This is a genomic window from Aquabacterium sp., from assembly GCF_029946005.1.
GTDB lineage: Bacteria > Pseudomonadota > Gammaproteobacteria > Burkholderiales > Burkholderiaceae_C > Aquabacterium.
On the sequence record NZ_JAQSDR010000012.1, the window covers coordinates 273,553 to 300,512 of the forward strand.

Annotated in this window: 23 protein-coding genes and 2 pseudogenes; 9 read left to right on the forward strand and 16 right to left on the reverse strand. The window is 62.7% G+C overall.

Annotation, left to right across the window (positions count from 1 at the left end; translation table 11 throughout):
* Nucleotides 1-15 precede the first annotated feature (15 nt).
* The 7 genes from PSV38_RS09495 to PSV38_RS09525 form a co-directional block, all read right to left on the reverse strand.
* Nucleotides 16-657, reverse strand: coding sequence for a pilus assembly protein PilX (locus tag PSV38_RS09495; protein WP_300546863.1), 642 nt, complete (start codon nucleotides 655-657; stop codon nucleotides 16-18).
* Between the two features lie 11 nt (nucleotides 658-668).
* Nucleotides 669-1,808, reverse strand: a complete 1,140-nt coding sequence (locus PSV38_RS09500) for a PilW family protein (protein ID WP_300546865.1) — start codon at nucleotides 1,806-1,808, stop codon at nucleotides 669-671.
* A 7-nt stretch (nucleotides 1,809-1,815) separates the two neighbouring features.
* Nucleotides 1,816-2,232: a pilus assembly protein PilV gene (locus tag PSV38_RS09505; RefSeq protein WP_300546866.1), complete on the reverse strand. Its 417-nt coding sequence runs from the start codon at nucleotides 2,230-2,232 to the stop codon at nucleotides 1,816-1,818.
* 3 nt (nucleotides 2,233-2,235) lie between these two features.
* Entirely contained in the window at nucleotides 2,236-2,907 is a 672-nt protein-coding gene (locus PSV38_RS09510) for a GspH/FimT family pseudopilin (protein ID WP_300546868.1), read from the reverse strand.
* Nucleotides 2,908-3,007: 100 nt separating this feature from the next.
* On the reverse strand, nucleotides 3,008-3,979 hold the full coding sequence (locus tag PSV38_RS09515) for a fatty acid desaturase family protein (RefSeq protein ID WP_300546869.1): 972 nt from the start codon (nucleotides 3,977-3,979) through the stop codon (nucleotides 3,008-3,010).
* A 20-nt stretch (nucleotides 3,980-3,999) separates the two neighbouring features.
* Entirely contained in the window at nucleotides 4,000-4,833 is an 834-nt protein-coding gene (locus tag PSV38_RS09520; protein ID WP_300546871.1) for a PaaX family transcriptional regulator C-terminal domain-containing protein, read from the reverse strand.
* Between the two features lie 109 nt (nucleotides 4,834-4,942).
* Entirely contained in the window at nucleotides 4,943-7,255 is a 2,313-nt protein-coding gene (locus tag PSV38_RS09525; protein ID WP_300546873.1) for an NADP-dependent malic enzyme, read from the reverse strand.
* A gap of 191 nt (nucleotides 7,256-7,446) precedes the next feature.
* Between PSV38_RS09525 and PSV38_RS09530 the strand changes: the two genes are divergently transcribed.
* Together PSV38_RS09530 and epsE are read left to right on the forward strand one after the other, a co-directional pair.
* Entirely contained in the window at nucleotides 7,447-9,852 is a 2,406-nt protein-coding gene (locus tag PSV38_RS09530; protein WP_300546875.1) for an EAL domain-containing protein, read from the forward strand.
* A 113-nt stretch (nucleotides 9,853-9,965) separates the two neighbouring features.
* Nucleotides 9,966-10,775: a polysaccharide export protein EpsE gene (gene epsE / locus PSV38_RS09535; protein WP_300546877.1), complete on the forward strand. Its 810-nt coding sequence runs from the start codon at nucleotides 9,966-9,968 to the stop codon at nucleotides 10,773-10,775.
* Here the strand turns inward: epsE and PSV38_RS09540 are convergent, their stop codons facing one another.
* Nucleotides 10,776-12,041, reverse strand: a complete 1,266-nt coding sequence (locus PSV38_RS09540; RefSeq protein WP_300546879.1) for an RsmB/NOP family class I SAM-dependent RNA methyltransferase — start codon at nucleotides 12,039-12,041, stop codon at nucleotides 10,776-10,778.
* 123 nt (nucleotides 12,042-12,164) lie between these two features.
* Between PSV38_RS09540 and PSV38_RS09545 the strand changes: the two genes are divergently transcribed.
* Nucleotides 12,165-13,205: a DUF2804 domain-containing protein gene (locus PSV38_RS09545; protein ID WP_300546881.1), complete on the forward strand. Its 1,041-nt coding sequence runs from the start codon at nucleotides 12,165-12,167 to the stop codon at nucleotides 13,203-13,205.
* An 8-nt stretch (nucleotides 13,206-13,213) separates the two neighbouring features.
* Here the strand turns inward: PSV38_RS09545 and PSV38_RS09550 are convergent, their stop codons facing one another.
* The gene (locus tag PSV38_RS09550) at nucleotides 13,214-13,795 is read right to left on the reverse strand and encodes a hemerythrin domain-containing protein (RefSeq protein ID WP_300546883.1); all 582 of its coding nucleotides are present in this window, start codon (nucleotides 13,793-13,795) and stop codon (nucleotides 13,214-13,216) included.
* A 148-nt stretch (nucleotides 13,796-13,943) separates the two neighbouring features.
* Here PSV38_RS09550 and PSV38_RS09555 point away from each other — a divergent pair, with 148 nt between their 5' ends.
* Both PSV38_RS09555 and PSV38_RS09560 read left to right on the forward strand, forming a co-directional pair.
* Nucleotides 13,944-15,434, forward strand: a complete 1,491-nt coding sequence (locus PSV38_RS09555; protein WP_300546885.1) for an NAD(P)/FAD-dependent oxidoreductase — start codon at nucleotides 13,944-13,946, stop codon at nucleotides 15,432-15,434.
* Between the two features lie 161 nt (nucleotides 15,435-15,595).
* Entirely contained in the window at nucleotides 15,596-16,837 is a 1,242-nt protein-coding gene (locus tag PSV38_RS09560) for a phospholipase D-like domain-containing protein (protein WP_300546887.1), read from the forward strand.
* 21 nt (nucleotides 16,838-16,858) lie between these two features.
* Here PSV38_RS09560 and PSV38_RS09565 read toward each other — a convergent pair whose 3' ends face one another.
* Nucleotides 16,859-17,176 carry a T6SS effector amidase Tae4 family protein gene (locus PSV38_RS09565; RefSeq protein ID WP_300546888.1) on the reverse strand — a complete coding sequence of 106 codons (318 nt, stop codon included), beginning with the start codon at nucleotides 17,174-17,176 and terminating at the stop codon, nucleotides 16,859-16,861.
* A gap of 20 nt (nucleotides 17,177-17,196) precedes the next feature.
* Nucleotides 17,197-18,327, reverse strand: coding sequence for a Tat pathway signal protein (locus PSV38_RS09570; protein WP_300546889.1), 1,131 nt, complete (start codon nucleotides 18,325-18,327; stop codon nucleotides 17,197-17,199).
* A 218-nt stretch (nucleotides 18,328-18,545) separates the two neighbouring features.
* Here PSV38_RS09570 and PSV38_RS09575 point away from each other — a divergent pair, with 218 nt between their 5' ends.
* Nucleotides 18,546-18,746 carry a hypothetical protein gene (locus tag PSV38_RS09575; protein ID WP_300546890.1) on the forward strand — a complete coding sequence of 67 codons (201 nt, stop codon included), beginning with the start codon at nucleotides 18,546-18,548 and terminating at the stop codon, nucleotides 18,744-18,746.
* Nucleotides 18,747-18,921: 175 nt separating this feature from the next.
* On the opposite strand, the gene PSV38_RS09580 is transcribed toward PSV38_RS09575, so the two are convergent.
* The 3 genes from PSV38_RS09580 to PSV38_RS09590 form a co-directional block, all read right to left on the reverse strand.
* Nucleotides 18,922-19,122: a DUF3606 domain-containing protein gene (locus PSV38_RS09580; RefSeq protein ID WP_300546891.1), complete on the reverse strand. Its 201-nt coding sequence runs from the start codon at nucleotides 19,120-19,122 to the stop codon at nucleotides 18,922-18,924.
* Nucleotides 19,123-19,197: 75 nt separating this feature from the next.
* On the reverse strand, nucleotides 19,198-20,172 hold the full coding sequence (locus PSV38_RS09585) for a nitronate monooxygenase family protein (protein ID WP_300546892.1): 975 nt from the start codon (nucleotides 20,170-20,172) through the stop codon (nucleotides 19,198-19,200).
* A gap of 16 nt (nucleotides 20,173-20,188) precedes the next feature.
* Nucleotides 20,189-20,848, reverse strand: coding sequence for an enoyl-CoA hydratase/isomerase family protein (locus PSV38_RS09590; protein ID WP_300546894.1), 660 nt, complete (start codon nucleotides 20,846-20,848; stop codon nucleotides 20,189-20,191).
* A 197-nt stretch (nucleotides 20,849-21,045) separates the two neighbouring features.
* Between PSV38_RS09590 and PSV38_RS09595 the strand changes: the two are divergent.
* A pseudogene (locus tag PSV38_RS09595) lies at nucleotides 21,046-21,570 on the forward strand (AraC family transcriptional regulator ligand-binding domain-containing protein); the annotation flags it as partial.
* Between the two features lie 123 nt (nucleotides 21,571-21,693).
* A pseudogene (locus PSV38_RS09600) lies at nucleotides 21,694-22,158 on the forward strand (helix-turn-helix domain-containing protein); the annotation flags it as partial.
* A 70-nt stretch (nucleotides 22,159-22,228) separates the two neighbouring features.
* On the opposite strand, the gene PSV38_RS09605 reads toward PSV38_RS09600, so the two are convergent.
* Nucleotides 22,229-23,152 (reverse strand): alpha/beta hydrolase, encoded by a 924-nt coding sequence (locus PSV38_RS09605; protein WP_300546895.1) that lies wholly within the window; start codon nucleotides 23,150-23,152, stop codon nucleotides 22,229-22,231.
* Between the two features lie 75 nt (nucleotides 23,153-23,227).
* Nucleotides 23,228-25,684, reverse strand: a complete 2,457-nt coding sequence (locus PSV38_RS09610) for an alpha/beta hydrolase fold domain-containing protein (RefSeq protein WP_300546897.1) — start codon at nucleotides 25,682-25,684, stop codon at nucleotides 23,228-23,230.
* Between the two features lie 132 nt (nucleotides 25,685-25,816).
* On the opposite strand from PSV38_RS09610, the gene PSV38_RS09615 reads away from it, so the two are divergent.
* On the forward strand, nucleotides 25,817-26,857 hold the full coding sequence (locus PSV38_RS09615) for an AraC family transcriptional regulator (protein ID WP_300546898.1): 1,041 nt from the start codon (nucleotides 25,817-25,819) through the stop codon (nucleotides 26,855-26,857).
* Nucleotides 26,858-26,960: the final 103 nt, after the last annotated feature.

Sequence of the window (26,960 nt, forward strand, 5' to 3'; positions counted from 1 at the left end):
TGAGGCAAGGGCACATCAGATGTGCACAATCGTTTCGACGAAGCTGGTCGTGTTGCGTGGGCCGATCACACGGACCACGATTCGGTAGTAGACGCCCGACACATTGGTGAAGCGTTCGTAGTCGGAGTAATCCAGCTTGCCGCGTTTGGAGGCCTGGCTGCTGCTCGACACCAGAGGTCGTGCGCAGGAGGTGGTGGTGGCGTTGGGATCGCCGACGGCATCGCACAGACGAAAGATCACATAGCGGACCTTGTTCTCGTTGATGGTGAGCTCAGCGGCGGGCAGGACGGTGCAGTCGGCCTCTGCAGTGCCGGGGGCATATTGGCAGCCGTTGCCGTCCCAGTCAATGAGCTTGCGCACGCCCGTCGACTGCTGGCCGGTGACGTCCAGGTTTTCGTAGGCCGTGGCGTAGTAGCCATTGGCACTGATGTTGAGGCTGCCCGGGAGGGCATTGTTGAGGCGGTCTGTGATGGCCTTCTTGGTGGCGCGGTCGGCCGCGGCGGTGGCATCTTGCTTGAAGCCCAGGTTGCCCATCACCACGGAGCTGGTGTCCACCGATCGGACCAGGGCCACGGTGGCCAGTGACAAGGCGGCCAATGACAGCAGGGCGAACAGCAGCGAGACGCCGCGGTGCTTGAAGGATGGGTGGGTGGTCATGGTGAGTCTCTTCACGAGTTCCAGAGCATGTTGCGCAAGGGGACCACGGTGTCGTAGACCTTGTAGCGGTACTTGTTCCAGTCGGTACCCAGGTGTGTCAGAGAGAGTGACAGGCACTGGTGGTCTGTGTGGCAGGTCGTGGCGCCGGTCACGGTCACGCCGGTGGTGCCCAGGTCCCATTCGAGGGTGTTGCTGGTCGCGTTACCGCCGCCTTCGTTGTCCTTCTCGAACTGGGCGCTGCGGGCTACCAGGATCACGCGAATCGACAAGACCTGTTGCCATCCCGCTGCCGTGGAGGGGGTGTCGTTGTCATACGTGTCGACCACTTTGTCGGCGTTGGTGTCCTTGCCATACATGGCCCGGAGCATGACCACTTGAGGCTGAGCGTCCTCGGCTGTGGTCCACATGCCACCGGCCCTTGAGAGGGTGCTGGTCTGCAGCGCCTGGGTGGCGGTGTCGACGGAGAAACGGCGCAAGGACAGGGCGCCCACATCAAGCAGATAGCTGCCAGCGGCGGGGTAGCCCGCAGCAGGCAGCAGGTTGGCCGATGCTGGCTGGTTCCAGTCGGCATCGCTGGCCTCGGCGTGGGGAATGTTGATGGTGGTCAGCAGGTTGGTGGCACCTTGATTGACCTGGACTACGCTGCACCAGTCGGTGGCGCTGGGTGTGGGAGGCACCGCGATCAGCAGGTCATTCTCGACCACGCCCACGGCTGACTGAACCACAAAGTAGCTGCCGTCGGGGGCATGGTTTTCTGTGATTTTGATGGGCACCGAGAACGAGCTCTTGGTGCTTTTGAGCACCGTGATGACGTTGGAGCCATCGGTGCCGTTTTCAATGACCACTGGGGCCAGCGTGAAATTGGCGATGGGGTTGGCATCGACCTTGTACTTGACCATGCAACCCAGCGCGGCCGGGTTGGCGCTGACGCCGTAGCCAGCCATCTGCACTTCGCGCTGGATGGCGTACAGGCCCAGGGCGCCGCTGATTTGCGCATCAGCGCCACTGGTGATCGTGCGCTTGCGGCCCTCCGACACGACCAGCACCTGCGCGATGGCCACGATGGTGAGCATGCCCAGGACCACGCCCACCATCAGTTCGATGAGGGTGAAGCCTTGCTGGCGGAGATGAGGGAAGGTGGCTGCACGCATGGTCATGTCAACTGATGGAGGTTTCAGACTGGTACTTGTGCGAACCGCCATCGGGCAGCGACCAGGTGATCAGGATCGTGATGTCGCCTGAAGCCACGCTCACGGTGGCTGTGCCATTCGGCAAGGCCTGGGTGACCTTGGCCATCCAGGCTTTGCAACGCGCATAGCCATTGCAGTTGGCGGTGGTGTAGCTGTCCAGGTTGGCCTTGTCGGACCACATCAGTCCGGTCAATTCAGTGGCCAGGTAGGACGCGTCGGTGCGCACTTTCGCGGCACCTTGCGTCTGGTTCATGTTGGCTTGCAGGCCCACCAAGGCCAGCACGCCCACACTGAACAGCAAGACGCTCACAAGGACCTCGATCAGCATGAAGCCTCGAACAGCGCGAGCACGTGCGCGGATCTTTGGGGATGTGGATGGGCGCATGGTTCAGCTCGCAGGGCAGAAGCGGGGGTCGGTGGTACTGATCACGGCCTCATCGCAGACGAGGGTGCGGCCACCGCTTGAGATCACGATCTTGTACTTGCGATGGTCATCGCCGGTGGTGCCGTCATTGACCTGGATCTGGCCAATGGGTCCGGCATTGGCCACCTGGCCAAACGCATTGAAGGTGATGCTGGTGGCAACAGCGATGCCATCACGCTGCTTGGCCGAGACGGTCACGCCACTGCCGCCATCGCCAATCGGTCTGGCCGCCACGGTTTGTGGCGCGGTGGTGGTGGACGGGGCCACCGAGCATTTGCTGGTGGGGTCGGTCAGGCTGACCACCCACGAGCCGCCGGTGGCACTGGTGGTGCAGTCATCGCTCAGCACTTTGGGATCGGCCGTGGTCACCATCCAGAAAGTGACGTTCTGATTGCGCCGCACGGCTTCGGCCCGTGCCTTTTGCAGGCCTTCTTGAATGGACTCGGCCGTGTTGCGGATGCGCGCATTGACCATCCAGGCGCCCATGCTGGGCATGGCCGACGCCATCAGGATGCCGAGCACCGCCAAAGTGACGGCCACCTCGACCATGGAGAAGCCGCGCTGGCCTTGCTTGCTTTGTTTGACCTGGCAGTAACCCATTGAAAACCCCTTGAACACACGAATGGGACCATTCACGTGACTGATTCTAGGAAGGGGCTTTCTGGGACGTGCGGGAATAATTGGCAGTAAAAAGACCCAATTCGACGGACGGTCGGTGGGCCCGACAGACGGTTTCTCAGCGAGGGCTGGACACCATTTTGAGCACGTCCACGTAGGACGGTGAGGGCGGAACAACGCCCCTTTCACGCAACACCTGGTGCAATGCCGGCAAGCGGAAGTGGGGCACCGAGGCCATGAAATGGTGCTCGATGTGGAAGTTGACGCGGATGGGCGCCACCGTCATGCGGGCCAGGAAACCGGCGCGCGTGCTGCGTGTGTTGCGCAGCATGTTGCCGCTGCGCTCGGTGCAGGCGTGCTCCGCCATGGAGCGCAGGCGCATGAAGGCGCCGAAGGTGGTGAGGTAGGCCACCCACCAGGCGGAATAGACCCACAGGTGTCCAGCCCAGGCCAGCGCCGTGGCCAGCAGCGCGTGCAGCACGATGAAGCCGCTCATGCGCCTCCAGCCTTCAGCCGCGTAGTCATGCCAGCGTCGGCCGTTGCGCGGCAGTTTGACAATGTCGGCGGCCACCGTCCACTTGAGCACGCCGATGTCCATCAGCACCTGGCCCACGATGCGGCGCAGGCCGCTGAGCCCGCTGAGATCGCGCAGGAACTTGCGGCGCACCGACGATCTCGATGCCGGGAAAGGCTGGATCAGGCTCAGGTCGGGATCGCCGTCTTGGTTGGTGTGGGCGTGGTGCTTGAGGTGATGCTCGCGGTAGCGCGCCACATCGACCCAGATCCAGCGGCCTGCCAGCCAGTCAGCGGCATGGTTGTTCAGCCAGCGGGTTTTGAACAAGGTGCCATGCGCACCTTCGTGCAGCAGGATGGCCAACGCCAGTTGGCGCCCACCCAGCACGATCACTGCCAGCAAGTAGGTCAGGGGGTGCGGCCACCAGATCAAGGCAGCGAAGCACAAGGCAATCACGCTCCAGGTGAAGGCCAGGGCCGACCAGCCCGCCAGGTCGGAGCGGGCAGTGAACTGTGCGATCTCTTCGCGGCTGAGGACATCAGAGGGGCGCAGACGTGGTGACTTGGCGTGGCTCATGGTGGTGGGATTTGGCTTGATCAGTGGGGCAATGATGGTGAGGCGGCCTTGCCTGAGGTGGGCATTGGCGCATCGACCTGGGCATGGAACTGGCGCCAGATGCCATGCCCCAGCAGATCGAATTCCTGCACCGCGTCCATGAAACGTTGGCGGTTTTGAATATCGACCAGCGGTGCTGGCAGCAAGGGGTCGAACACCACTTGCCGGATCGCCTTGCGGCCCAACAAGTAGGACTCGCGCGCGGCGTCTTCAATGGGCAGTTGCTGGGCGCGCGCGGTCCATTGCGACAGTTGTTCCTGGATTTGGCTGTAGGCCTCGTTCAACGCGTGGCCATGCCACAGGTGAGGGATGCGGGCCTCACGCTCCGGGTCAAATCCTGTGGCGATGAACACGCAGGCTTCGCGCTCCAGGCCCAGGGTGTGCAGTCGCTGGCGCACCGCCTCGATGCCGCCTTGCAGGTTGTCGGGGCGCACGAACAGGCCCCGCTCCAGTTCACGCAGGCCCACCATTTGGAGAGCGCGGTCTCGATGGCGCAGGGCGACGCGGTCGCTGCGGCCCAAGGCCCCGCAATGCACGGCGATGTGCCCACCCTGCCAGGGCCTGACGCGCTGGCTGGCACTGCGCCAGGTGGCCACGTCGGCCGCCAGTTCGTTGGCGCTGGCGCTGAGTTGGTAGACCCCACGGCCCACCGATTCGATCAGGCCGTCTGCGGACAGGCGGGCCAAGGCCACCCGAAGGTTGTTGGCGGGGAGACCGAACAAGGCGGCTGCGGCCAGCAGGTGCCGAACGGGCAGGTGATCACTGTCGGCGGCCAGCAGCAGGTCGAGGATCAGGGTTTTGGCGGTGATGCTCATGAATATTACAAACAATCAATGTTTATGATTTTGTTTGTAATGTATTCGGGGCGCAAGCTGGCGTCAAGCGGGGCAGCCGTCCCCGCGCTGCGCTCAGCCGCCAGCTACATCAGCGCCCTGCGCTCGCCGCTGCGCCGTGCGCCACCGCCAGCGCTGTCATGTTGACAATGCGCCTCACCGTGGCCGAAGGCGTCAGGATGTGCACGGGCGCCGCTGCGCCCAGCAGGATCGGGCCCACCGTCACGCCTTGCCCGCCGGTCATCTTGAGCACGTTGAACAAGATGTTCGCCGCGTCCAGGTTGGGGCAGATCAAGATGTTGGCCGAACCGTCCAGGGTACTTTCGGGCAGCAGCTTGCTGCGCACGCTTTCGCTCAAAGCCGCGTCGCCCTGCATCTCGCCATCGGCCGGGATGTGCGGCATGCGGGCCACGAACAAGTCACGCGCCAGGCGCATCTTGCGGGCCGAAGGCCGCGTGCTGGAGCCGAACATCGAGTGAGACAAGAAGGCCACGCGTGGCGGCAAACCAAAGCGCCGCACCTCTTCCACCGCCAGCACGGCGATGTCGGCCAGTTGCTCGGCCGTGGGCTCTTCATTGACGAAGGTGTCGGCGATGAACAGCGAATGATTCTCCAGGATCAGCGCGTTCAGCGCGGCCAGTCCGTGCGCGCCGGGGCGCAGGCCGATCACTTCGCGGACCTGCTCAAGGTGCAGGTCGTAGCGGCCGATCACACCGCAGATCATGCCGTCGGCATCGCCCAGCTTGACCATCATCGTGGCGATCAGGGAGTTGGATCGGCGCACCACCACCTTGGCCAGCTCGGGCGTGATGCCGTCACGGGCGCGCAGTGCGTGATAAGCCTCGTAGTACTGGCGGAAGCGGTCATCCTTGCCGGGATTGACCACCTCGCAATTCACGCCGGCCTTCAAGCGCAGGCCCGCGCGCAGCACGCGCTCCTCAATGACCTCGGGGCGGCCCACCAGGATGGGGTGTGCGATGCCTTCATCGATGGCCACCTGGGCGGCGCGCAGCACGCGCTCATCTTCGCCTTCGGCAAAGGCGATGCGCTTGGGTGCGGCCTTGGCGCCCATGAACACCGGGCGCATGAACAGGCCGGTGTTGCTGACGAACTGCGACAGCGAATCACGGTAAGCGGCGATGTCGGTGATGGGCCGCGTGGCCACGCCCGATGCGGCGGCTGCTTCGGCCACGGCCGGCGCGATGCGCAAGATCAGGCGCGAGTCAAACGGCGTGGGAATCAGGTAGTCCGAACCAAAACGCATCTCGCGGCCGGGGTAGGCGGCGGCCACTTCGTCGCTGGTCTCGGCCTTGGCCAAATCGGCGATCTGGCGCACGCAGGCCAACTTCATCTCATCCGTGATCTTGGTCGCACCGCAGTCCAGCGCACCCCGGAAGATGTACGGAAAGCACAAGACGTTATTGACCTGGTTGGGGTAGTCCGAACGGCCCGTGGCGATGATGCAATCGGGGCGCGCGGCCTTGGCGATCTCGGGCCGGATCTCGGGCTCGGGATTGGCCAGGGCCAGGATGATGGGGTCGCGCGCCATGGTCTTGACCATCTCGGCCGAGACCACGCCGGCGGCTGAGCAGCCCAGGAACACGTCGGCGCCGTTCATCACGTCGGCCAGGGTGCGGGCGTTGGTGGGTTGCGCATAGCGGCGCTTGGATTCGTCCAGCTTGTCGCCGCGCTCGGTGTGGATCACGCCTTTGGAGTCGCACACGAACACATTGGCGCGGTTCACGCCCAGGCCCACCATCAGGTCCAGGCAGGCAATGGCGGCGGCGCCCGCGCCTGACACGGCGATCTTCACCTCACCGATCTGTTTGCCAACCAGCTCCAGCCCATTCAGCAGCGCGGCGCTGGAGATGATGGCCGTGCCGTGCTGGTCATCGTGGAAGATGGGGATGTTCAAGCGCTCCTTCAGCTTTTGCTCGATGTAGAAGCACTCGGGCGCCTTGATGTCTTCGAGGTTGATGCCGCCCAGCGTGGGCTCCAGCGCGGCGATGATGTCCACCAATTTGTCCGGATCGCGCTCGGCCAATTCGATGTCGAACACGTCGATGCCTGCAAATTTCTTGAACAGGCAGCCCTTGCCCTCCATCACCGGCTTGGAGGCCAGCGGGCCGATGTCACCCAGGCCCAGCACGGCGGTGCCGTTGGTGATCACGCCGACCAGGTTGCCGCGCGAGGTGTAGTCAAACGCCAGGCTGGGGTCCTTCTCGATCGCCAAACAGGGATAAGCCACGCCCGGCGAATACGCCAGCGACAGGTCGCGCTGGTTGGTCAGCGGCTTGGTGGGCGTGACGGCAATCTTGCCTCGCGAAGGCAGGCGGTGGTATTCCAGCGCAGCATCGCTCAGGGATTGTTCGGCGTCGGACAGGGTAGGCTTCGAGTCGCTCATGGCAGCAGGCATTCAGGGCACGGCAAGGGCGGCCATGGTAAGCCAATTGCCCGGCGACTTGACGCCGTCCGTCGTGAGGCATTCCCCTTCCTGGGGGCAACCCTTGCTGAAACACCCCCGCAGGGTTCCTTGCGTGCTCAAGTTGTGCGCCCAAAGGCCGATGTCCCCTGGATGTTGCCCATGACCTGTCCATGACCGAGCTTTCCGTCCCTTTGAAGGGCAAACCTGCGCCGCCGCCGCTTCCTCCGAGCGACTGGCGTCGGCGTTTGACGACCATGTGGCGGGAAGCTTCTGCCAGTGAGCATGTGGATGGGCACAACGCCCGGCACTTCCGGGCGCGCCAGATCCTGGCCGTTGTGGGCCTGCTGCCCATGGTGTTCATGGGAAACCTCATCGCCACGGTCACCATCGCAGCCACCTTCTGGGGGCAGATGCCTGCTTGGGCGCTGTGCCTGTGGGTGGTGCTGGCCGTGCTGAGCCTGGTGCTGCTCGACCGGGGCATGCGTCGCCTGCTGAGCGGCAAAGCCAAGCCGGTGGCCACCAAAGGTGGCCTGCACATGGTCACCTGGAGCGTGGCCACATTCGCCGTCATCTGGGCGGCCATCCCGGTGATGATGTTCCCGATCGCCGACCACCTGGGTCAGTTGCTGATCTCGTCGGTCCTGGTGGGCATGATGTGTGGCGGTGGGCTGATCCTCAGTTCCATCCCAATTGCAGCCTGCGCCTATGTCCTGGTGATGGCGGGCGCCACGGCCATGGCCTTGCAGCTGTCCATCTACGTCAACAACGTCTCGATCCTGGGGCTGTTAGGCATCTGGTCGGTGACGGTGATGGGCGTGACCATGGCCAACGCGCGCATGTTTTTCAGCCGCTTGCGGACCGAGGCCGAAGCTGATCGCCAGCGGCAACTGATCGACCTGTTGCTGCGTGACTTTGAAGAGCACGCCAGTGATTGGCTTTGGGAGATCTCGCACACCGGGCATTTCCGCCACGTGTCCGCGCGCCTGGCGCAGTCGTTCGGCTTGTCGACCCATCAGTTGCTCAAGCACTCGTTCACCGACTTGGTGTCGACCATGCTGCCCGCCGAGTCGGATGAGGCCGCCTCGGCTTTCGATCAGCTGCAATCCCATTTGCGCTTGGGTCGACCTTTCCGCGATCTGGAATTGCCGGTGCAGGTCGAGGGCGAGTTGCGCTGGTGGTCGTTGATGGCCAAGCCGCTGTTTGATGACCGGGGGCGTGCTGCGGGCTGGCGGGGCGTGGGCGCCGATGTGACGCAGGGGCGCATGGCCCGCGACGAAATGGCGCGCTTGGCCAATGTGGACGCCTTGACGGGGCTGGCCAACCGGCACTGCTTCAGTCTGGAACTGGCGCGGGTGTGTGAGTCCGTCGAGACTTCCGAACGTGGCTGCGCCTTGCTGTTCGTGGACCTGGACAACTTCAAGGGCATCAATGATTCGCTGGGCCACGCCGTGGGCGATCAATTGCTGCGCAGCGTGGCCGCCCGCATCAAGGCCTGTGTGGCACCTGGCGATCTGTTGGCGCGCCTGGGTGGCGACGAGTTCGCCTTGCTGAGCTGGCAGGCTGGCGATGAGGCCTCGGCCGCCCAGTTGGGCGATCGCGTGCTGGCGGCGTTGGCCACCCCCTGTCAGCTGGAGGATGTGCGTGTGGAAGTGCGTGCCAGTATCGGCATGGCACTGGCGCCACGCGACGGCACCAGTCCCCAGGCCTTGCTGCAAAGCGCCGACCTGGCGTTGTACGCGGCCAAAGCCGGCGGGCGCAACACGCACCGCTTCTTTGTTCCATTCATGGGTGAGAGCGCGCGGTCCCGTGCTCGCCTGCAGCAGGAATTGGGCGTGGCCCTGGCCGATGAGCAGTTTGCCGTGCACTACCAGCCGCAGGTCAGTACCCGCACGGGCGAGGTGGTGGGCTTCGAGGCCCTGGTGCGTTGGCAGCATCAGGAGCGCGGCTTGATCGGGCCCAATGAGTTCATCCCCGTGGCCGAGGAAACCGGCCAGATCGTGCCCCTGGGCACCTGGGTGCTGCGGCAAGCCTGCAAGGTGGCCATGCAGTGGCCGGGGTCGATCCGCGTGGCGGTCAACCTGTCCGCGGTGCAGTTTCGCAGCCATTCGGTGGTGGACATCGTGGAGCGGGCCCTGGCTGACAGCGGGCTGCCCCCCGAACGCCTGGAACTGGAGATCACCGAATCGGCTTTGATTGATGACCACGAGGGGGCGCAAGCCACCCTGGCCGCCTTGCGCAGCCGGGGCATCCGCGTGGCCCTGGACGACTTTGGCACTGGCTATTCTTCACTGGCGTATTTACGACGTTTTCCGATGGACCAGCTCAAGATCGACGGCATGTTCGTGCGCTCGCTGGACAGCGACCCGGACGCGCAGGCCGTGGTGACTGCCATCATCAGCCTCGCCAAGGCCTTGCGCCTGGAGACCACCGCCGAAGGCGTGGAGCTGCCCGAGCAGATGGTGATGTTGCGCGCGCTGGGTTGCGATCTGGTGCAGGGCTTCTGGATGGCCCGGCCCATGCCCGCCACCGATATCGCGGCATTTTTGGCCGACATGGAACCAGTCTGCGAAAACTGACTCTACCGAGCTGTCGTGCCTGGCCCTTGGGGCGGGTGATACATTGACACGTTCGCGAGGCGCCAGCTTTGGTGGCCCGCTTCTACCCATATCTGACCAGAGGATCTTTCAACATGAAGTGGATGCGACTCATCGCTCAATGGCTGCTATCGGTGACCTTGATGGCGGCAGGCCATGCTCACGCGCAATCGCAAGGCGACTATGTGCTGGGTGCCGGAGACATCATCCGCATCACGGTGTTCCAAAACGTGGACCTGACACTGGATGCCCGCATCTCTGAAGCCGGCACCATCTCCTACCCTCTGCTGGGCACGGTCAAGCTGGGTGGTTTGTCGGTGTCTGATGCCGAGAAGAAGCTCGCCGATGGCTTGAAAAATGGCAACTTCCTCAAGCAACCCCAGGTCTCCATCTTGCTGACCGCAGTCAAGAGTAACCAGGTGTCGGTGCTGGGTTTGGTCAACCGCCCAGGACGTTACCCCCTGGAGTCAGGCTCCAACCGTTTGAGTGATCTGCTGGCCCAGGCTGGTGGCATCATCGCCATTCAAGGTTCGGACAAAGTGGTGGTGTCGGGCAAGCGCAATGGCAAGCCCTTCCGCAAGGAAATCGACTTCCCCTTGGTGTTCGCCGCTTCCGGCACGACGGAAGACTTCCCCCTGGAAAACAACGACGCCATCTGGGTCGACCGTGCTCCCATGGTCTACATCTATGGCGAAGTGCTGCGCGGTGGTGCCATGCGCCTGGAACGCGACATGACCTTGCTGCAGGCCCTGGCCTCGGTGGGTGGCTTGACGCAACGTGGCACCGCCAAGGGCATCAAGGTGCACCGTCGCGATGTCGCAGGCACGGTGCAAATCCTGGAGCCCGGCATGAATGACAAGCTCCTGGCCAATGACGTCATCTACGTCAAGGAAAGCTTGTTCTGATCAAGCCTTCTTTTCCCACACCACGGCGAAGAAGCCGTCGGTGTGGTGCCGGTGGGGCCACAACCTGAGGTGGCCCTCCGGGGTTGTCAGCGATTCGGCCTGCGCAACCCCACCTTGCTCCAGCACCAGGCGTGCATCGAGCTGCACAAACTCAGGATGTTCTGCCGTGAAGGCATCGGCCACCACTTCGTTCTCAGCGGGCATCAGGCTGCACGTGGCATAGACCAGGCGGCCGCCGGGTTTCAGCAAACGAGCCGCGCTGTGCAGGATGGCTTTCTGCTTGATCTGCATCTCTTCAACGCCCTTAGGGCTCTGACGCCATTTCAGGTCCGGGTTGCGGCGAAGCGTGCCCAGGCCGGTGCAGGGTGCATCGACCAGCACTCGGTCAATCTTGCCGGTCAGGCGCTTGATGCGGTCGTCACGCTCGTGCGCGATCTGAGTCGGGTACACATTGGACAGGCCGCTGCGCGCCAACCGGGGCTTGAGCGCTTCCAGGCGGTGGCCGGAGATGTCAAAGGCATACAGCCGACCGGTGTTGCGCATCATGGCGCCCAGGGCCAGCGTCTTGCCGCCCGCGCCTGCGCAGAAGTCCACCACCATTTCGCCGCGTTTGGCGCCGGTCATCAGGGCCAGTAATTGGCTGCCTTCGTCCTGCACCTCAACGTGGCCTCCGGTGTAGAGGTCCATTTTCTGCAGGGCGGGCTTGCCCTCGATGCGGATGCCCCAAGGCGAGAACGGGGTTTCGGTGGCTGGAATTTCGGCGGCGGTCAGGGCTTCCAGCACGGCTTCGCGCTTGGATTTGATGGGATTGACGCGAAGGTCCAGTGGCGCCCCCGCTGACATGGTTTCGACGAAAGCCCAGAATTCTTCCGGGCCGAGTTGCTCGCGCAGGCGGTTGGCCAACCAGTCGGGCAGGTTGTGGCGCAGTTTGTCGGGCAGGGTCGTGCGGTCGATTTTCTTGATGCGGTCCAGCCAGGCGGCTTCGTCCGGGTTGATGCCCAGTTTCAGCACATGCTCCTGGCCTTGCCAGGCCAGCAGCGTCAGGCGGCGGTCCATCGGGCCAAAGCCCGACTGGGCCAAATGCTGCCACAGCAGCTTCTGGCGCAGCACGGCGTAGGCCGTCTCGGCCAGGGCGTGGCGTTCGCGCTGGCCCAGGTTTTTGTTCTTGCGGAAAAACATCGATACCAGGGTGTCGGCCGGGGCGTCGAGCTTGAGGATGTCACGCAGCAGAGCGCCGGTGAGGTCGAGGAGGGCTTGGGGATGCATGGGGGGATTATCCCGCGAGTGAGCCTTGCTTGCGTTGATCGCCCGCCAAAGCGGTGATTTGTCACCCCCCTTGTTGGAAAACACTGAGTTGCCAGGGCCCCAATCCGGCCCAGGCTTCGCACCATGAAGCGAGATGCCCTGCCCATGTTGCCACCCGCACCTTCCGAAGTCGTCTCCGATGGCGTGCCGCTGTCCGGCCGCTATGCGGGCCGCATTGACTGCATTGATTGGCAAGCCTTGCAAGGGCCGCACGCGCGCTCCTGGCTGTGGCGTCGCTTGCACCACAAACGATGGCAGTACGTTGGCATGGGCAATGACGAGGTGTTCGTCGGCGTGGCCATCGTGGACCTGGGGTGGATGTGCACCGCGTTCGCGTACGCCTTTGACCGGTTGCGCGGCGAGATGGTGGCCAATTGGCGGCAGGACGGGTTGGCAGGCTGGCAGGGCGGCGTGTCTGACCACCCCGTGCAAGGCGGCCAAGCCTGGTTCAAAGGGCCTTTCGCGCGCTTGCTGCTTCAGCATGGCGCCTCTGACGAAGATGGTGAGGCGGCGGGCAGTGACATCCTGGAGCTGAGTGTGCGCACACGGGCCATGAAAGTGCAGGTGGACCTGTCACTGGCCCATGCGGCGCCTTTTTTACTGGGCATCGGCCCGGTGGCGGGCGGCGTGGCGCATGCCACGCAGAAGTCACCGGCCCTGCCGGTGAGCGGTTGGCTGAATGTGCGGGGGCGGCGCTTTGATCTGTCCAACGCCGTGGCCTGCCTCGACAGCTCCAACGGCCTGCTGGCGCGCGACACCGAGTGGCGCTGGGCCTGCGCGCACAGTGCCGAAGTGGGGTTCAATCTGCAGCAAGGCTATTTCGGCGTGAACGAAAACGCCCTGTGGCTGGATGGGCAGCTGATTCCCTTGGGGGCCGCGCACTTTGAATTCAATCCCAAGCGTCCGATGGCCCCCTGGCGCATCAGCACCGATGATGGTTTGCTGGACCTGATGTTCACCCCGGAAGGTTCCCGCCGAGAAGACCGCGATGTCTGGATGGCCTCCAGCCATTACGTGCAACCGGTGGGAACCTTCAGCGGCACTGTCAAGGCCTCGCGAGCCGCCGCGCCTCGTTCGATCGACGGCCTCCTCGGCGTGACCGAAGATCACCGGTCAAAGTGGTGATGGCGGCCTCAGGTTCGGCGTTCCAGGGCACGCTTGAGCAGGTAGCCGCCGGCCACCAGGCCACCCGCCGTCACCAGCATGGTGCTGGTGGGCATGGCGCGGACCATGTTGGCCGCGATGTCGCCAGCCTTGGGGGCCGCCAGCGCCAGCCGACGCCTGGTCATTTGCGCGCCCAGTTCTCGCAATTGGTCGGCCAACAACAGTTCGGCCTCGGGCAAGAGCACGGTTTCCTCGTCGGCGACGTGGTGGATGACGTGGCGCATCAGGCTCATGAAGGTGCTGTCGTAGTGCGTGGCCGTGGGCTGCATGTCGCGCAACTGGCCGATCAGGCTGCGCATCTCGTTGTGTTCGGGCACGCTCTTGGCCAGCACTGCCTCGTTGGTGGTGGCGGCACGCAGGGCAGGGTAGAAAATTTCCTCTTCCAGTTGGGCATGGATTTCCAGGGCGAGGCTCACCGTGTTCACCAGGGCTTGCTTGGTGCCGGGATCGGCGTCGGCCTTGTACTTATGAAAGGTGCTCAACACATGGGTGTGATCCATGCGGATCATGTTGGTGATCGTGGGCGAGAAGTGGCTCATCAATGTGCTCATGGCGGTCTCCGGGTGTGTGGAAGGCATGTGCCATGAAGGGCAATTGGCATTCCCCCACCCATCCGCGTGGTTGCAGAATTTGACAATACCCATTGCCAGATCGTAAACTGCCCACATTCGTTTTCACATAGAGTCGCGGAGACTTTCGATGGTTGAACATTTTGATGTCCTGATCGTGGGCGCCGGTTTGTCCGGCATTGGCGCTGCGCGCCACTTGCAGGCCCATTGCCCCGACAAGCGCTACGCCATCCTGGAAGGCCGCGACACCACCGGCGGCACCTGGGACTTGTTCCGCTACCCGGGCATCCGCTCCGATTCGGACATGTACACCCTGGGCTACAACTTCAAGCCCTGGACGGAGCCACAGGTCATCGCCGATGGTGACCGCATCCGCAACTACATCCGCGAAACGGCCCGCGAGAACAACATTGAAAGCAACATCCGTTGCGGCCACAAAGTGCTCTCGGCCGATTGGCGCAGTGAAGCCGCCACCTGGACGCTGACGGTGCAAAAGAGCTCAGGCGAGACCGTGCAGATGACGTGCGGCTGGTTGATGATGTGCTCGGGTTACTACAACTACGAAGAAGGCTTCACGCCCGAGTTCAAGGGCCGTGACGAGTTCAAGGGCCCGATTCTGCACCCCCAGTTCTGGCCTGAAAAGCTGGACTACAGCGGCAAGCGCGTGGTCGTGATTGGTTCCGGTGCCACCGCCATCACCCTGATCCCGTCGATGACCGACAAGGCCCAGCACGTGACCATGCTGCAGCGCACGCCCAGCTATGTGATCTCGGTGCCGCAGTTCGACCCGATGGTGCGCTTTTTGCTGAAGTTCTTGCCCGAGATGACGGTCTACAAGATCAGCCGTGCCCGCAACAACTTCATCACGCAGTCGATCTTCAAGCTGTCTCGCAAGTACCCCAACTTCATGCGCAAGGCCTTGCTCAAGCAGGTGAAGATGCAGGTGGGCCCGAACTTCGACATGAAGCACTTCACGCCGCCTTACAACCCCTGGGATCAGCGCCTGTGCGCCGTCCCCAATGGCGACATGTTCAAGGTGCTGCGCAAGGGCAAGGCCTCGGTGGTGACGGACCACATCGATCGGTTCACTGACAAGGGCATCTTGCTGAAATCTGGCAAGGTGCTGGAGGCCGACATCATCGTCACGGCCACGGGACTCAACATGCGCTTGTTCGGCGGCATGCAGATGAGTGTGGATGGCAAGGACATCGAGATGAACAAGCACATCTCGTACAAAGGCTTGATGTTCAGCGACATCCCCAACCTGTCCAACACCTTTGGCTACACCAATGCCTCGTGGACGCTGAAGGCCGATCTGATCGCCGAGTATGTGTGCCGCTTGCTCAAGCACATGGACAAGACGGGCACGCGCATCGCGGTGCCTGAGCGCAATGACCCGAACGTCAAGGCCGGCCCGCTGCTGGACATGAGCTCGAACTACGTGGCCCGTGCCGAGCACCATTTGCCCAAGGGCGCCGACCGTGCGCCGTGGAAGCTTTACCAGAACTACAAGCTTGACACGGAACAGCTGCACAACGGCGCGCTGGAAGATGGCGTGATGGCGTTCCGCAAGGCGGGTGCGGCCAGCGTCACGCCGAGTGCGCCGCGCAAGGCGGCTTGAGCCCAAGGCCTTTTTAGTCATCAGCGAGGCCCTCAAATCCGGTCGGGGGCCACGCTGGGAACGCCGTTTGCTAGCTGTTGGGACTTGCCTCTGCCAGTCCTGAGCCTTAGATGCCCATTCAGCAATCCACCAAACGAACCCTCGGAATCATCCTTTTGACGATGCTCGCCACCCTTGCCGTGGTGCTCATCGCTATCAACTTCAAAGGCAACGAAACCAACGTCGAGCGCCGCATCGACCGCATTCACGCACTGGGCGATGCGGGCTTCATGAATGAACTTGGCGTGATGTTGGGGCCACCTTTCGTGGGTGGCAACCGCACGCAAGTGTTGATCAATGGCGATGAAATCTTCCGCGCCATGCTCGCCGATATCCGGTCGGCTCAAAAATCCATCACCTTTGAAACCTACATCTATTGGTCTGGTGCCATTGGGCAGCAGTTCGCTGGTGCATTGGCCGAGCGAGCCCAGCATGGCGTGAAGGTTCATGTGCTGCTGGACTGGGTGGGCAGCGCCAAAATGGAAGATGACCTGCTGGATGAGATGCGCGGCGCTGGCGTGCAAATCCGCCGCTTTCACCCGCCCCATTGGACGCACCTTGGCCGCATGAACAATCGAACCCACCGCAAGCTTCTCGTGGTGGACGGCCGCGTTGGGTTCACCGGTGGGGTCGGCATTGCACCGCCCTGGACTGGCCATGCACAGGATCCCGATCATTGGCGCGACACCCATTTCCGCATCGAAGGGCCTGTGGTGGCGCAGATGCAATCTGTGTTTCTTGACAACTGGATCAAAGTCAGCGGAGAGGTGCTGCACGGGCCGACCTATTTCCCCGCCCTCCAGGCGCGGGGCGATGCCTGGGCACAGATGTTCAGCAGCTCGCCCGCTGGCGGCAGCGAGAACATGCAGCTGATGTACCTTTTGTCCATCGCGGCGGCGTCGCACTCCATTGATCTCTCGGCCGCGTATTTCGTGCCGGACGAGCTGTCATCAAGCGCGCTCGTGGCCGCGATGAAGCGGGGCGTGAAGCTGCGCATCATCGTGCCCGGCGAATACATCGACAGCGATGCCGTGCGCCATGCATCGCGTGCCAAATGGGGGCCGCTGTTGGCGGCTGGTGCGGTCATTGCCGAATACCAGCCCACCATGTACCACTGCAAGGTGATGATCGTGGACCAACGCATGGTGTCGGTGGGCTCGACCAATTTCGACAACCGCTCCTTCAGTTTGAATGACGAGGCCACGCTCAACATCATGGACGCGGGCTTTGCCGCGCAGCAGACCAAGGTGTTTGAACAGGACTTGGCCCAGGCGCGCCAGATCACGCTGGCGCAGTGGGAGCAAAGGCCTTGGCATGAGCGCTTGATGGAGCGCGTTGCCTCGTTGATGGGTTCGCAGCTTTAAGCACAAGGCGGGGCAGGTGGCTCAGCGCTGGGCCATGTCGCGCATCGCTTCAGCCAGGTTCAACCATGCGGCGAACTCTTCAGCTCGGATGGCATCGCGCTGGCGATCAAGCTTTACCGCAGCGCCTTGGAATGATTTCATCGTGACGCCGACATGGTGAAGGGTCGAACTCACCCGTATGGCGCATTGGTTGTCAAAGCCTGTCGGCACCTTGCACTTCGCGCCCCGATGCGGGTCTCGCGTGGCATTCGCGGACCGGTCGTCTACGGCCTCCCGGCGCAGCCCCTGGCTGGGCAGCAGCGCGGTGGGGTACCACGCCATCTCGGCGAAGTAGCGCATGAATGGGGCGGCCCCGGCCTTCAGACCAAGACCGCCTGCACTGGCCGCCGCATCGACAAGGGCATCGCGGGGCCACGCCCGAAGCGCACCACCAAGTCGGGCCGCTGAGTGCCCGTGGCGATGCCAAGCCACGCCGCGAACTGCGGCCTGATCGTGCCGACCTCGACGGGCTGATTCAGGAACGCATTGCGAATGCCCAGAGCTGTGGCCTGCAATGCGAAACGCTCGTAGCAACGGCCTGCCTCCACCCAATGCGCCTTGTCACTGCGCTCGGAGACGAACACCGCGATGCCGGCCGAATTGCGAATCTGCCGCACGTAGCGTTCGTTCTCGGACTTTGGTGTGAAGAACAGGCCCATCATCCGGCTGCCCAGCCAGCGAGGCAGCGCGGGGTTGCCCGTGGCGCCAGCGAACAGGCCATCGCCGGTGCGAAGCGCCTCGTCGGCGCCGAAGCGGATCCATGCCTTGAGTTCTGCGACGAACGCAGCGTCGTGCATCTGCGCCGTGTTTCCGGCGACAACATATTCCAGCACGCTCTCCATGGCCGGACGCGCGGTCAACAGCCGCACGCTGACGCCATCTCCGGTGCCCGCCTTTTCCAACTGGCGCAGCTCGGCCGGTGAAATTGGTTGGCCGTCGTAGTCGCCGCGGGTGCATTGCCGCTCGGAGATGGCTTGAAACAAGGGCGAAATGCGCTTTTGCGTCGCCTCAAGGTTCACCACAATGACCCCGTCGCCGCTGGGATCGAATCGTGGGTCGGCATGGAGTCCGGTGGCCAGCGCGGCGTGCACCATGTTCTCGGCCGCGCAACCCAGCGATACGAAAACATGATGGTCGTCGGGATCGACCACTGGGCATCGGCGCGTGAAATCGGGGGCAATGGAGATCGCCTTCTCGGCAACCTGGAAGCGCCAGCATTGAGTGTTGTGGCTCGAAGGGGCCAGAACGGCTTGGCGCACCAGCTCATGCATTTTGGGTGCGACTGTTCCGGAGGACGGTGCCCCTGGACGTCTCAAGGCGCGAGCGATGTCCTGCTCGGCGTCGCCCGATGAACAGGCCACGAACGATGGCGTGGCAGTGGCGCAGGCAGCTGCCATCAGCAACTGCCGCCTGGTTGTGATTCGGGACGTGCTGATGAGATGCTTGGCCATGGGTTGCTCTGTGCCCACGATGCCCAATCCCGCCAAACCAGTCTGTTCGTCACCGCACACTGCAGGAACGCTGGGCAGTCGTCCACTTGAGGCGGAATGGCCGAGTTTCGAACCTTCCGAGCAAGGCCCCTCGACCTTGAGGGGACGGACATGTCGCGGCAGAGGGCAAGTGGCGGACCTTCACGCAGCGACCGTTCCCGCCGGCAGGCTTGTGCGCGATGATGCTGTCCCTGGCCCTGGAGAGCCGCGCCGCCCTCGACGCGATGAACGAGGCCGCCGCCGCCCATGGCGCTAAGGCCGATGTGAACCCGATGGAGGACCACGGCTTCATGGTCACCCGCGACTTGGCCGATCCCGATGGTCACATGTGGGCGGCGCTCTGGATGGGCCCGGCGGCGATGCCCGCAGCCGCAGCTTGAGCACCATGGGGCGCTTGACCCGCCTCATGGACGAGAGCGAGGACGCGACGCCGGTCACGGTCCGACCCTGTACGAGGGCGGGCTGCCCAGCACTCGGCGGCTTGAGTTGATCTCAGCGAAGCCGCTCAGCAGCGGCGCGGTTGCCATGCATTACCGGCGTGCGCGCTGACTCGGATCAGGGCGTTTGGCTGGCAACCCGTTCGCTGTTGCTTGTGGAGCGGCTCCCCTTGAGGTGCATTTCTACATCATCGGGGTGGTCTCCGACCTCGGCCACCGCGTCGCGGATTTGCTCCGCTGTAGCGTTGAATTTTTGAGCCCACGTGGTCAAGGCTTGATCACTGCTCACGTCGATGCGTTCGATATTTTCTGTGGACATGCCGGTTGTTCAGCGGGCTGAAGATTGTTCAAGTGCGCCACCGCAGAACGCCGACTTCTGAAGCCGGGGAGGCTTTCAAGAGAAGTAGGCAGACAAGCGGCCTTTCACCATTTCCGCTGCTTCAGCCATCATTCGATCAATCAGCTCCTTGACGGAAGGAATATCGTCGATCAGACCCACCGTCAGACCGCAGCTCCACGCACCGGCATCAACCTCGCCTTGCTGCATCACCCTGGGGTACACGCCAGCCACCATCGCGATGATGTCGGTGATCTGGAGATCGCCGCCCTTTTCGTTCTCGACCTGGAGTAGCCGATCAACGCTGTCGTTGTGCAAAACGCGTTCGGTATTCCGAAGCGGCCTCATGATCAACCTGGTATCGCGTTCTGTCGCGGCAACCAGTGCATCCTTCACACGTTGGTGCACCGGCGTGTCGCGGGTTGCCAAGAATCGCGTGCCCATGTTGACGCCTTCAGCGCCCAATGCGAGACACGCGACCAGGCCTCTGGCATCCGCCACGCCACCGGAGGCCACAATCGGAACACTCAACCGAGAGGCCGCCAGCGGCAGCAGGATCATGTTGGGAATGTCATCCTCGCCAGGGTGTCCCCCGCATTCAAAGCCATCCACGCTGACCGCGTCGCAGCCAATCGTTTGCGCTTTGATGGCATGGCGGATGGACGTGCACTTGTGAATGACTTTGATGCCCGCGCCTTTGAGCAGCGGCATGAACTCCTCGGGGCTGCGTCCCGCTGTCTCCACGATCCGCACGCCGCCTTCTTTGAGGGCGCCGATGTACTCGGCATAGGGCGGCATGGCAAAGGCCGGCAAGAAGGTGAGGTTCACCGCAAATGGCTGATCGGTCATCTCCTGGCAGCGACGAATTTCTTTGAGGAGGTCTTCCGGGGTGCGCTGCGTCAGTGCCGTGATGGTGCCAAGGCCCCCTGCGTTGGACACCGCTGATGCCAGCTCGGCGTAGCCGACATGGTGCATGCCGCCTTGCATGATGGGATAGCGGATGCCGAAGAGTTCAGTGATGCGAGTTTTCATGGCTTTCCAGGAGGGGTTAGACAGGACGTACTAAGAAGCGGCGAAGCCCGCGCTTGATGGCCGTGTAGGTTCGCCGGTCGAACCCGGCCAGTTGCTCAGCCCTTGTCATGGCCGCAGACAACACGTCGTTCTCCTGAAGTGCTGCTGAAACCACCCCTCGCGCGGCACATTCGTCACCGCCCCAGGCGTCGCCTGTCAGGGCCAACTCATACAGGGCGCCTGGCGCTGGCAGCAATCGAATCACTTCGAGCAAGGGGTCCGTGAACGCGAGGCCCAGCTTGACCTCAGAGAAACAAAACCGCCCGCGGTCGGCTCGCATGTAGCGAAAATCAGCGGCACAAGCCAATACCGCGCCACCTGCATAGGCATGCCCATTGATCGCAGCAACGACAGGCATGTTGAGCAGACTGAGTCGGATGAAGAAGTCTTCCAGTTGGCCAATGAATGGCTTCACATCAGCTTGCTGCATCACCCAAGGCACATCCAGTCCAGAACTGAAGAACTTGGGGTCGTCGCTGGTGATCACCAAGCCCGTGTTCCCCTGCGTGTTCTCCAGTTCGTCCAGGGCAGCTGACCATTCACCTACGGCGTCGCCGTTGAACACATTGCCTTGGCCGCCATCGTTCCACGTCAACACTTGGACTTTGTCAACGCGGGTGAGCTTTAAATTTGCCATCAAGTACAACCTGAGATAGGGGAGCGCTCATTGTTCTCGGCGGGTCGGTGGATGCCTAGTTCAGCCAATGCCAGAATGCATTCATTTCACGCCAACGCCCTGGGTCATTTCTCGTGAGCCATCCACTTCTTCCTGCCGCGCCGCAGTTGCCGGGCGCCTACGTCAACCTGCTGACCGAACTGGCGCTGCAGAAAGGCGTGTCAACGCGGCTTCTGCTTTCCGGAAGCGGCGTCTCCCTCGAGAAACTGGAGAAGCCTTATTGGTCTGTGGATTTCGATGGCTTCGAGGCCTTGCTTCAACGCGCCATCCATCTCACCGGTGAGCCCGATCTGCCGGTGAAACTGGGGCTGCGGATGACGGTCACCTGCCATGGCGCGCTGGGCTTTGCAATGCTGGTGTCGCCTGACCTGAGGGCCGCCATCCAGCTGGGGTGCGAGCTGCTGCAGCACCAATGTCGCGGCCTGCGCTTTACCCTTCATGAAGGGCCAGACAAGTCAACACTTCGCCTTGAGCAGCCGCTTGCTTCTCATCAAGTGGGCGACGCTGCTTTGATGTTCCTGATGGTGGGTTTGGGAAAGGTGGCGACATCACTGGTCGGGCGCCCCTGCCCGGCACGCGCAGAGATGACTGTTGTGAAGCCGAACTACACGCATGCTTTCCTTCGGCGGCTCTTTCGCTTCAATGCGCCATCCAACCAGTGGGTGTTCTCGACAGCCTGTCTTGGGTGGCCGCTGCCCCATGCAGACCCCATCGCCGCCCGCCTGGCTGGCGCGCAATGCAAGCGTTTCATCATCGCCAGGAATCTGCCCGCCGAAAGCCTCAGTCAAACGATACGTCAGCTGGTGATGCACACCGCTGAAGGGCAACCCAGCATAGAACAGGTGGCAAAGAAGCTGAAGGTTTCAGCCAGAACCTTGCAGCGCCAGTTGGCTTCAGAGGGCAGCAACTTCTCCGACATCGGCGAGCAAGTGCGTTGTGAGAAGGCGGCGCAGCTTTTGCGAGCTCGAAGGCAGACGGTGTCCAGCATCGCAGAAGAACTGGGTTACGCCAGCGTGGCAAATTTCAGCCGCGCCTTTCGGCGCTGGTACTCATCCACGCCATCCGAATACATCAACGTCACGCTTGATGAGGCTTCTGATGGCCCCGCCGCTGCGCCAGGAGCACCGTGATCTAAGCAGGCATTCGCCTTGTTGCTTGGCGTGTCGGCTCGTACGCTTCAAGACTGGGAGCAAGGTCGCAGGTCGCCCACTGGGGCAGCCAAAACGTTGCTTCGAGTGGCTGTCGCATATCCAGAGGTTTTGCGCAAATTGCACGTTTAACTTGTGGGCGCCATTGAACCTGGACGGCGAGCGAGCCGGGCTTTGGTGGCTGTCGAACGCGTCATCGCCGAAGAAATTTCAGCTGAAGGGCCAGCACTTCTGGAAACAGCGGATCGAAGTAGGGGTCGAAGTGGTTGGCGTCAATCTGGATGACGTGCACATTGGGATTGCCGACCCGATGAACCTTGTCGGCGACAAAAGGTGCAACCGTGTCGCCGGTTGCACCGATCATGAGCATCGGGATTTTCACGTTTTTCAGGCGCAGCCATGGCCGGTATAACGGCATGGTCAGCACCGACTTGGCAGCGACGCGGTTGTCATAGCTGGGGTCTTGGTCTTTCCAGAAGGCAAGCGCGACTTCCATGGCAGCCCAGGCCCCATCGCGGTCCATGGTGGCGAACTCGCCTTCGCGGCCCAGTGTCGGCACGTAAATCGGTGCGCCAGGTTTGATCAAGTCCAACACACCAAGAGCCACCAGCTTCATCAGCCGCAGCGGTGGCGTGGCCAGCGTGGCGGCCAGGCCGTCCAGCATGGGCACCTGGATGATGGCACCCTTCAATTCGGGATGTTCAGAAGCCAGATCGACCACATGGCCGCCACCGAAGGACGTGCCCCAAAGGGTGATCTGATGTGCAGACACCATGGGCTGCGATTTCAGGTGCGCCAGTGCGGTATCCGCGACGCGTGTACGGCGCCATGGATCGATGCCCTGTCTTGGAAAGCCGCCACTGGCTCCCCATCCGGGATAGTCGAACTCCATCACGGCGAAACCCGCCTCAACAAAGCTGTGAGCAAACGACGAGGTCAAGGCCCTCTGAATGCTGCCCCAACCGCCGAGCATGAGGATGGTGGGCAGTTCATGATCGGGGGCGGTGTCCGCTGGCACATAGAGCGTGGCGCCACAGAGGGCCCCTTCGGCCATGAAGGTGGACTTGATTTCCCGCAGGCGCACGTGGGAGGTGTCAGGGTAACGGCGAGAGTTCACTGTTTGATTCCGAATTGATGCAATGTGAAAAAGGAAGCACGCGCCACAAGGATGTGTAGCGTCATGAGCGCGTCGTCAAAACGCCATGGCCCTCGCGATCGGGTCGCCCGCACTCTCGTGCCAGGCCAAATGAGGCGTTTGCGCCTGCGTTCTTTGACTGGCGAAGGTGGCCAGGCGGGTCACCGCGTTGGCTGACGAGGCCAAGAATGCCGCTTGAAGCTGGAACACATGCCAACGGCCTGAATACAGTTCCAGGCGACAAGGCACGCCGCAGTGCGCGGCGCGTGAGGCCAGCCTGCTTGAATCAGATTCGAGTATTTCCAGGTCACCCACTTGAATCAGCATGGGCGGCAGCCCGTGCAAATCGGCATCCAACAGGTTTGGTCCTTTGGAACCCGGTGCATACCAATGCACAGCCTGCTTCAGCCATGCCGCGTTGAGCATGGGATCAAGCTCCGCAGCCGACCGGATGGTCTCACCGGACAAGCTGGTGTCGAGGAAGGGCGACAGCAGCATCAACCCGGCGGGCATGGGCTCTCCCGCATCACGCAGCTTCAAGGCCAGCGCGAGGGCCAAGCCGCCACCCGCAGAATCCCCGCAAACCACGATCTGGTGCGGCCCCAGGCCCTGCTTGCGCAAGGCGCGGTAGCAGGCCAGCGCGTCCTCGACGGCGGCGGGCTGTGGGTGCTCTGGCGCCAGGCGGTATTCCGGCACCCAGACCGTCATGCCGCTGGCGGCAAGGCGGGTCGTCAAGCTGCGGTGTGTGCGGGCACTGCCTGTGCAGAAGCCTCCGCCATGCAAGTAGAGGACGACCGCGCCGCCCTGTTGCGTCTGTTTTGGCGAGATCACTTCCGTGGAGACGCCGTCGATTTCACGCCGTGCGACATGCACTCGTCGGCTGCTGGGCATGAGGCGTGACAAGGCGCTCACGATGAAGCGCTGCGCGCCCACGCCGAAAGGCGGACGAATGAAGGCCTTGAATGTCAAGCGCAGGAGTGCCTTCAACGCGCCAGCGTTGAAGGCTTCCACCATGCCCGGCGGTGCAGCAAACCGGACCACACTCCCTGAGCCGTGAACTGGCTCGATGAAGTTGTACGCGTTGAGCGACGAATACCGTGTGAGCCATCGGTACCCAAAGGTGAAGCCAGGCCAGTTCGTGCTGTTGTGGCCGTTGGCATCGATATACCAACTTTTGCAGCCTTGCCACACCGTTGCCGCCAGGCGCCTCTGCACGGTGCCATTGAAACTGGCATAGCGTGCTGCATCGACCTCGATCGCGTTGGCGCCCGCCTTGTGCGCAGCCTTCATGCACCTCAATGCGTGGGCGATTTGGCTTTCGAGCATGTAGATGATGGAGCTGTGGCCCAAATTGGTGTTGGGCCCATAGAGCATGAAGAAGTTGGGGAAGCCCGGTACCGTCATGCCCAGATAGGCCTGGGCTCCCTTGCGCCAGGCATCGTTCAGATCCAACCCGTCCCGCCCGGTGATGGTCATCGGCGCGAGGAACTCGGTGGCCGCGAATCCTGTGCCGTAGACAATGACATCCACGACATGGTGCTGGCCATCGGCCGTCTCGATGGTATCGGAGGTGATGCTTCGGATGCCTTCCGTCACCACCTTCACGTTGGGCTTGGCCATCGTGGCCAGGTATTCGTTGGACAGCAGGATGCGCTTGCAGCCAATGGGGTAGTCGGGCGTGAGCCGCGCACGCAGATCCGGGTCGGCCACCTGCCTGCGGAGCAGCGCTTTGAAAGGCAGGCCCACAGCCAGATCCATCAGCGCCTTGACGCGGGTAAAGCCCACAGCGCGGCTTTCGTACTGTGAATAGATGCGGGCCCTGTGCAGCTTCATCGTCCACGGGGCCATTTTGAACAAGGCCTTGCGCCAGCCCGCATACGGCCCATCAGGGCGAGGAAGAATGTAGGCGGCCGAGCGTTGAAAGACGGTCAGCTTGCCCACCTGATCCGCGATCGCAGGAACGAATTGAATGGCGGAAGCGCCAGTCCCGACGACGGCGACACGCTTGCCCTTGAGGTCAAGGTTGTGGTTCCAGTGGGCAGAGTGGCAAACCTGCCCCTCGAACCGATCCATGCCCTCCAGCTTGGGGTAGACCGGGCGACTGAGCTGGCCCGTGGCCGTGATGACGAAGCGGGCGTGCAGGATCTCACCGGTGGTCAAGGTCACCGTCCACAGGGCAAGATTCTCGTGATACTGGGCCTTCGCTACTTCGGCGCCAAACCGGATGAACGGCAGCAGCCCGTACTTCTCCGCGCAATGCTGCAGGTACTGGTGGATTTCGGCTTGGGGTGCAAACACCCTGGACCAGTTCGGGTTGGGCTCGAATGAAAACGAGTACAGGTGGGATGGGACATCACAGGCCGCGCCCGGGTAGGTGTTGTCCCGCCAAACGCCACCCACATCGTGGCGCTTTTCGAGGATGAGGAAATCGCCCAGATCAGCCTTCATCAATGCGACCGCCATGCCGATCCCCGCGAAGCCGGAGCCAATGATGATCGTGTTGATGCTCTTCATATTCCAAACCTGCAACTGCGGCGAAAGGTCTCCACCATGGGCGCCCATCATGCGCAAAAGCACCGCCATTGAGAATGTTGGCAGGGGACAAAGGCTTTATGATTTGGGCCAATTCAATGGGATCGACCGGCCATGAGCTTTTGGGATTTCAGGCGCAGCGCAGCCAGCGTTCGGCTTTTGGTCGAGTTTGGCCAAGAGCAAGGGCTGGACGTCTCAAAGATCCTGGCCCGCTCCCGGCTGAAGGAAGCCGATTTGGCCGATCCAGCCATTGAACTCGATGCCAGCCAGGAACTGTGCGTGGTGAACAACCTAGTCCGCGCGTGCATGCAGCCCGGGCTGGGGCTGGAAGTGGGCATGCGCTACAACTTCGCCTCCTATGGCTTGTGGGGCCTGGGCCTGGTCAGCAGCGCGACAGCGGCTGACGCCTTGGCGCTGGCCTTGCGCTTCATTCCCCTCACGTTTGCCTTCTGCCAGATTTCTGGCGGTCTTGACGGTGAGATGTTCACCGTCACGTTCGAGGCTCCGGAGGTTGAGCCCGCGATCCAGCGCTTCTTGGTTGAGCGCGATGTGGCGGCGGCCTCGCGGCTGATGAAGGAGACGCTGGGCGCGGAGTTCGCCTTGTCTCGATTTGCGCTCAAGCACACCTTGCCGCCCGGTGCGGCCGTGCTTGCCAACCATCTGCACGTGGGCGGTGTCCGCCCTGAATTTGGTGCCGCCAGCAACAGCTTGTCATTCGACAGCAAGCTCCTGAACCTGCGACTGCCCCAAGCCAATTCGGTCACCGTGGCCATGTGCGAAAGAGCCTGTGAGGAATTGATGGAACGCCGCCGCGCCCGCTTGGGCGCTGCCGAGTGCGTGCGCCAGTACCTGGCCGCCGTACCGCTCAACATGGCGCCGGATCTGCTCCAAGCAGCGCGCACGCTGGGCCTCAGCGACAGGACCTTGAAGCGGCGGCTCCAGGATGAAGGCCTTTCGTACAGGGTGCTGCTGGCCGAAGTACGCGGCCGCCAAGCCAAGGAGTTGCTGGCGGATGACACGCTGTCGCTCACCCAGATCGCCGAGCGGATGGGCTTCAGCGACCTGTCCAGCTTCTCTCAGGCGTACAAGCGGTGGTTTGGTTTTGCGCCAAGCCTGGGCCGCAAGGCACTTCAGCCCTGCACTTTGCCCATCTGAGGCCCAAGCGCCGGGCTTTGAGCCTTGCGCGTGAAGCGAACGGACATGTCGCGGCGCAGGGCGTCTAGGTTCTCGCCCATCTTGTTCAGGCTGCGGCGCTCGT